Source organism: Pseudoalteromonas sp. AS84 (assembly GCF_038900255.1).
Lineage (GTDB): Bacteria > Pseudomonadota > Gammaproteobacteria > Enterobacterales > Alteromonadaceae > Pseudoalteromonas.
Genome location: NZ_JBBMQY010000039.1, coordinates 1 through 6,383 on the forward strand (window position 1 = coordinate 1; position 6,383 = coordinate 6,383).

8 protein-coding genes are annotated in these 6,383 nt (G+C 36.1%); all 8 read right to left on the reverse strand.

Translation table 11 applies throughout. The features are described from left to right. Nucleotides 1-297 precede the first annotated feature (297 nt). Entirely contained in the window at nucleotides 298-681 is a 384-nt protein-coding gene (locus WNY79_RS20540; RefSeq protein ID WP_342876761.1) for a hypothetical protein, read from the reverse strand. A gap of 100 nt (nucleotides 682-781) precedes the next feature. Continuing rightward, entirely contained in the window at nucleotides 782-1,771 is a 990-nt protein-coding gene (locus WNY79_RS20545; protein WP_342876762.1) for a hypothetical protein, read from the reverse strand. 8 nt (nucleotides 1,772-1,779) lie between these two features. Further along, nucleotides 1,780-2,109: a hypothetical protein gene (locus tag WNY79_RS20550; protein WP_342876763.1), complete on the reverse strand. Its 330-nt coding sequence runs from the start codon at nucleotides 2,107-2,109 to the stop codon at nucleotides 1,780-1,782. A gap of 240 nt (nucleotides 2,110-2,349) precedes the next feature. Then, on the reverse strand, nucleotides 2,350-3,324 hold the full coding sequence (locus WNY79_RS20555) for a transposase (protein WP_342876764.1): 975 nt from the start codon (nucleotides 3,322-3,324) through the stop codon (nucleotides 2,350-2,352). 501 nt (nucleotides 3,325-3,825) lie between these two features. Further along, entirely contained in the window at nucleotides 3,826-4,749 is a 924-nt protein-coding gene (locus WNY79_RS20560) for a hypothetical protein (protein WP_342876765.1), read from the reverse strand. After that, complete coding sequence (locus WNY79_RS20565; protein WP_007584439.1) at nucleotides 4,750-4,932, reverse strand: hypothetical protein; 183 nt, start codon at nucleotides 4,930-4,932, stop codon at nucleotides 4,750-4,752. It abuts the gene before it with no gap. A 51-nt stretch (nucleotides 4,933-4,983) separates the two neighbouring features. After that, nucleotides 4,984-5,481, reverse strand: coding sequence for a hypothetical protein (locus tag WNY79_RS20570; RefSeq protein ID WP_342876766.1), 498 nt, complete (start codon nucleotides 5,479-5,481; stop codon nucleotides 4,984-4,986). A gap of 209 nt (nucleotides 5,482-5,690) precedes the next feature. Then, entirely contained in the window at nucleotides 5,691-6,305 is a 615-nt protein-coding gene (locus tag WNY79_RS20575) for a hypothetical protein (RefSeq protein ID WP_342876767.1), read from the reverse strand. Nucleotides 6,306-6,383 lie beyond the last annotated feature (78 nt).

Genomic DNA, 6,383 nt, shown 5'->3' on the forward strand with positions numbered 1-6,383 from the left:
TTGGAAATACAAAGCGAAACGTTTATTTATGCAATTAACGTGTGGAATACCTTAAGTACCTTTTATGGCGCAGTTTATATAATAAGAATGGCTGTCTAGTTTGATTATTAGTGTACCCTGAAGGCAAAGGTCAACCGACAATTCAGGGGGGGAATAGTATTTATGGCTTACCAATCGAATATTATAAAGCAGGAGAAAAGCTTGGATTATTGTCTTTGAGTGATGGCCGCAAGTTTACCCATCGCATTGGCAAAGTCATCATTCATTTATAAAAGCTAAATTATAAAAATCTAACTTTTAATAAATTGAGTTATAAAACTCCGGCAATAAATTAAGAAAAAACAGGTTCCAAGAAAAAGTAAGTGCAGGCACCCACCAATGATAAGGTTCATCCGAGTATGTCATCACAATACAAGATAAGAAGAATATAAAGCTCAGAACACCACCAATAGCCATAGGACCAAAAAGCAAAGCTCTAGCAGGACTATTCCCGCACATTTCTATTTTATATCGCTCTGGATGTTTTTGTATTGCTTTTTGCTTTTTAGAAGGTAAGTCATACAAATAACATAAGCCTTTAAACTTTTCTTTAAGGCTATTTAATCTCTCAGGATAAAAAAAACGATTGAACCGCGTTTTTTTAGGCATGATATCAACAGCTAGGTAATCATTATTTTGCATTAGAGCCCTTTACTTTTCTTACCTAGGGACTTTGGAACACCTAGATTTGAAATCCTTTTCTATTTGTTAACTTACCATAAACGGTGAAGGGTTAGTAACCTCAAGGAAATCCGATAAAAAGCTGAAGCGCAAGATGCTTTACTTTATATTTCCACGTTAATTGCTCTATGCGCTCTGGTTCTGCTTTCCAATGCAGCCAAGGTTTAATTAATTCTTCACGCTCTCTACCTTTAAGCCAATCAAAAGGAAATGCTTCACTCAGAATTTCCTCTTCAATTTCTAATTGCTGCGAAAACGAAAATGAGGACCAAAACTCATCAGGCCGATTATTCCTCTTATCAAATTCAGCTGTGATAGAGTCTAGATGTCGGTGCTTTTCGTATTCTGGTACATCAGGCAAGGGCTTACTTAAATCCATAAAGCGTACATAGCGTTCCCACAATAAATAACAATGCACAGGATTAGCTGAAAGCTCAACAACAGAACCGGTTACTATTGTTTCAGGGTACTTTTCTTGATCAATATGGCTAATTTCCGGAAAGTAATTCATTACACCCGGCGCACCCATTTTCGAGGTTAACCTGCAAACAATCTCTTCCCATTTAAAGCAACAGTTACCTAAGTCATCTCGTTGTTCACAACCGGGTATATCAAAAGTAAATCCGACAGTTTGGTTTTTCCTATCAAGGTACATCACCCTATCTGGTATGTATCTTGCTGTGATCGGTAATAAATTTAAAAAGAATAAGTTCCATAAAAAGGTAAAAGATGGGATCCACCACTGAAACTTTTCACCCTCATCATAAAATGGAAGTGATAAAATACTAATTAATGTAATTAAGCTTAATACAGCCCCTATAGCCATTGGTCCAAATAATATGGCTTTTATAGGATTGTTGCCACAGGGCACTATTTTATATTGCTCTTTTTTAATCGCGTAAATGCGCCGATCTTGATTTAACCAACGTCGAAAAAAGCATAAACCTCTAAATTCGCTTCCCTTATTTATTATTCGGTGAGCTTCAAAAAAGCGATTAAACTTCGTTTTCTTTGGCATTATTCCAACACCGAAGTAATTATTATTTTGCATCAGATTCCTTATGCGATTGCTAAATCAGGTGTGGCATTTTCAATTGGCTTTTCAAACGCATCAAAATCTATTGGTAAGGTTAAATCTTCGTTATATATAAGTATTGGTGTTATTTCAACATCAAACACACTAATACTAGGTGATTCAATTTCAAACTCATAAACTGCAGCATTTAGGCTCAGGCTATTATTGTCAAATTCACATAAATATTCTTTAGTACCTTCAATCCACCCTGCTTCTTTGTAAACATCCAATGTTGTTGGATGTCGCCAAGAGTATTTTACATCTAAATGCAACTCGGACTTACCAACAACAAACATTGGTAAATCTACTTTCACCGTATAATAACTGCGATAATCAAAAAAAACTAAACTAGATAGCCAATCTAATTGTACAAGCCAAACTGTGCCATAAAATCTACTTTTTAGCTTAAAAATTTACCTTTCTTAATCGATTCTTTTCATTTAACCCATTAAATAAAACATGACCGCTATTAAACCTAAATTACACGCATGAAAATAACTGCATGGTGCAGTTGTGATTTATTACTGAATAGTTTTACTAGAGTTGATTAAGTTTTATGCGAGAAGCTTTTTGCAATTACTGATATTCGCTCGCCGCTTTCTGTTTAAATTTTCACAGTAACTTGCTTGTGAACTTGGCCTGCCTACTGCACCATGAAATACACGCGTAAATTGTGTGGTGAGTTTTAACCAGTTTTCGGGGGATATATTCACTCTTTCGAATAAGGGTAAGTGCGAACTTTCAATATAACCGCGTTTGTCTTCTCGTATACAACGTCCTGTTAACTCAACAAGTTCAAGGTACGATTTAAGCTCAAACGGCAGCCCTTTTGGCATAATTTGACGTGGCATGCCTGCAAAGCGGAGCAGTTTTTTTGGTTGTTTACCCTCTTTTGCGTATGTTAGTCGCTTTTGAACGCTGGTATGGTCAGATTCTTCTGGTGTATTTCCCATTTTTGCTCTGATGGGGTTTAAATCTACATACGCCATGCAGGCAACAAGGGCTGCTTCATCTAGTAATGCTTGTGACGTAAAACGTCCTTCCCAAAATCTACCTGTGCAGTTATCTTCTTTATTTGCTCTGCGAGCAATGCTTTCATTTAACAACCGCATAAACCAACTTATGCTGGATAGCCTTTCTCGGTATTGCTGTACTGTTTGATTAAAAAATATGAGTTCTATTTTGCTTAGCTTTTCGCCCTGGATGTATTTTTGTGTAATCAATGTACCTTTACAAAGCTTATGCCAACGAATAACAATGGCTTTGTCATTCAGTCTATTGGCTTTTTTATCATCAACATACAGTACTAAATGTGTATGATTACTCATTACGGCATAAGCACACACATCAATACAAAATACCTTCGCTAATCCAATTAGCTTATCTTCAACCCAGCCTCGTCGATGTTCGTAAGACTTACCTGTAAAGTGGTCTTCACCACATAAAAAAGCACGCCGAACACATCGTGAAATACAGTGATAATATTTTGTATCAACCAAACTTACCTGACGCTTTCTTGCAATTGCCATAAGACACCCTGCTTATTTTTCACACTGGTAAAAGCCTAGTACTTAGTTCGCCAAACTGCAAAATTAAGATGGGTGTCTACTTCAGTTTGAAATTAAGATGGGTGTCTACTTTAGTTTGCTAAATAAAGTAACCACCAATGAAAAGCGTCGCCCTCTCCATGAAATGGGATTAGTATAATATCTAAAGCAACAACCAAACTCCCAACAAAACCCCAAAAACATGGGACCAAATATAAGTGCTCTCATGGGATCATTACCGCATGAATGGACTTGAAAGCGCTGGGGTTGTGCCTTTAGGCCTAACTTATCGATATATAGCCAATCATAAAGAATACATAATCCACCAAATTTTCTTGTAAGACTTTTGCTTGTTTTAGTTTTAAAATATTTATTAAAGGTTGTTTTTTAGCCAGCGGGCCACCTAAGTAATTATAAATAGACATATTATTCCTATACCGCCCTCGCATTAGAGTATGTAGGGTTACCCTTTATTTTTCTTAATCACAAAAGTAAAATATTGAGCTCGTAAGCACGTTTTATATTTTTCTCTAATAACTCAGGGTCATCACTAAAGGGAGCAATAACATAATTAACCTCATCCATCGGGTATTTTTTTTCACCATCAATATCCGTATGAAAAACATATTTATAGTTATTTTTTATCTCAGGATCGAGTTGGTAATTATTCATATAGGGGCCAATTTTATCGCCTTTCCAAACTGTGCTGCACCCTTTATCTAGATAGTATTGAACTGAAGGTAACATTGCGTAAGGGATAGGTTTATTTTTATCCATATATTCATTTAATAACGTCCATAAATTACAGGCTTGATCATAACTATCAGCAAACGCGACTATGTATTGGCAATCCCTTTTACCATGTTTAGGGTATTTTTTTGGGATTAAACTTGTAACAGGCATTCCCCTTCCTAAGCTAAAGCCTAACGAGCCTCGATACATCTCAACTTCTTCGAATGGGATCACAAGTTCAGGGTTACCACCAAACGCAGGGAAATTTACATTGCCGGTTTTTCGGTCAAAAACGACGGAGGTTGCTCTTGGGATTTTTGCTTTACGATGGTAAATAAAAGCAATAATTAATAACAAAACTTGCCCTAGGATAAACAAAGGGTGAAAAAGAAATGAGTCTAAGAAGTGTTGTAAACTTTTTGCTTTAAATAACCCAAGTATTTGCATTACTGTCAAAATCCCAAAAAATGTTAACATCAATGCTACAGTAGCTTTTTGGAAAATATCCCTCATACTTCCCATTAGTAATAGGCCATAATAACGGCCATCAGCCCCAATCTCATCTTTTTCTCCTAGCAGGTTGTCATAATTGACGTCTACTTTTCGGTAATACTTTCCCATGTCAGTTGGTTTTTTAGGGGGGCGCAATTCCGATACTTGTTCGGTATTTATCATTTAAAACCCTAACTCATTTTTTAGTGAATAATTTAATAGTGATAAATTCACTTCGGTTGTTAGCCATTTATTTGGCTCTTCAAGTTCACCGTACTCATCGCGTTTTGATGTTGGCAATATAAACTTATTATCTTCAAAGGCTGTGCTAACTGATGCGCCCTTACCTTTTGGATATGTTTTCACCCTCGTACAACTAAACTAGACATATATGTCGTTTGTTTCGCATTTAATATCTTAATTCTCTTGAAGCTGACTTCTTAGTTTATTTATATAGTTATTTAATGCTTCTGGGTCTTTAGCAATTACAAAATTGTCATTCTCAAGTGTTTCGATTTCGTAACCAGTGGCATCAATAATTTTAGAATCCACATAAACATCTATCATATCACTAAAATATGACTTCCAATTTGTTGAAAATTGAGACCCTATTTGTATACAACCATATATCAGTACAAAACTAACTGATGCTATTGGCCCTGGGTATAATTGCCAAAACTCGGATAAGCTCATATCACCTTGAATATATAATTGGTCAGGTCCAACAAAAACAGTTAAAACGGAAGCTATGAAAATACAACCGAATACAATAGCAAGTATCGACCAGAATTTTTCCTTTGGATTTGACTTTACACTTGCATGATAAATAGCTGTAAAGCCCTGAATGGCAAACACTGCCGGAAGCGCATCAAGATCAATGCGCATTTTATTAGCTTCTATATTATTATCTTCCATATTAATTGATTCCTTTAAAAGTTTTAAAATATAGTTTCGGTTAGTGGTACTTAGCTTCTTAAATAAAAATTTTCACTAATATAGTGAATGGCCTAAATTAAGTAATAAAAGATTCTAAAATTTATTTAATACACATGTGGACAATTCACTCAGATACATAAAAAATAAACAATGTACTCCATATAAAATTATCTTTTTAAATTGGTTACTCAGGGTATCCCACACGTTAACTGCATAAATAAACGTTTCGCTTTGTATTTCCAATTAAGTGTTTGTTTCCGCTCAGGCTCAGGAGTCCACCGTTGCCATGGTTTGATTATTTCAGGGTGTGGCTCGTCACTGTACCAATCTATTTTGTATGCCTCAGCATAGAGCTCATCATATATTTCGGTTTGTTGTGCAAAACTCATGTCACGCCAGTAAACCTCAGGGCGATTGTTGTGCTTATCAAACTCAGCGGTAATTGAGTCTAAGTGCCTGTAACCCTCATATTCAGGTATATCAGGTAATGGCTTTGTGTCATCCATAAAGCGAACTAAACGCTCCCAAAACAGTAAACAATAAATTGGGTTTTGTGCTAACTCTGTCACTACAATCGTCATTTTTGTTTGTGGGTATTTATCTATGTTTTTATGGGAGAGTCTTGGAAAAAATGCTCGCGAGCCCGACTGTGAGGTGCTTTCGTTTATTAATGAGCACTGCATATCTCGCCAATCAAAGCAGCAATTACCAAATTCATCGCGCTCGTCACAACCAGGAATATCAAAGGTGTAACCGACTTTACCTGTTTGACGATCAAAATACGCTAACTTAGGAGGCGCCATCCCCCCTGTGTCAGGATAGTTGTCGCCTCTAACTTTTAATAGAGGCAGATAAAATGAGACGTCGATTTACACAAGAAT

Bases quoted from the DNA above. Each gene is read 5' to 3' on its own strand.
- WNY79_RS20545 (WP_342876762.1), bottom strand. From the start codon at position 1,771: ATGCAAAATAATAATTACTTCGGTGTTGGAATAATGCCAAAGAAAACG.
- WNY79_RS20570 (WP_342876766.1), bottom strand. From the start codon at position 5,481: ATGGAAGATAATAATATAGAAGCTAATAAAATGCGCATTGATCTTGAT.
- WNY79_RS20555 (WP_342876764.1), bottom strand. From the start codon at position 3,324: ATGGCAATTGCAAGAAAGCGTCAGGTAAGTTTGGTTGATACAAAATAT.
- WNY79_RS20560 (WP_342876765.1), bottom strand. From the start codon at position 4,749: ATGATAAATACCGAACAAGTATCGGAATTGCGCCCCCCTAAAAAACCA.
- WNY79_RS20575 (WP_342876767.1), bottom strand. From the start codon at position 6,305: ATGGCGCCTCCTAAGTTAGCGTATTTTGATCGTCAAACAGGTAAAGTC.
- WNY79_RS20540 (WP_342876761.1), bottom strand. From the start codon at position 681: ATGCAAAATAATGATTACCTAGCTGTTGATATCATGCCTAAAAAAACG.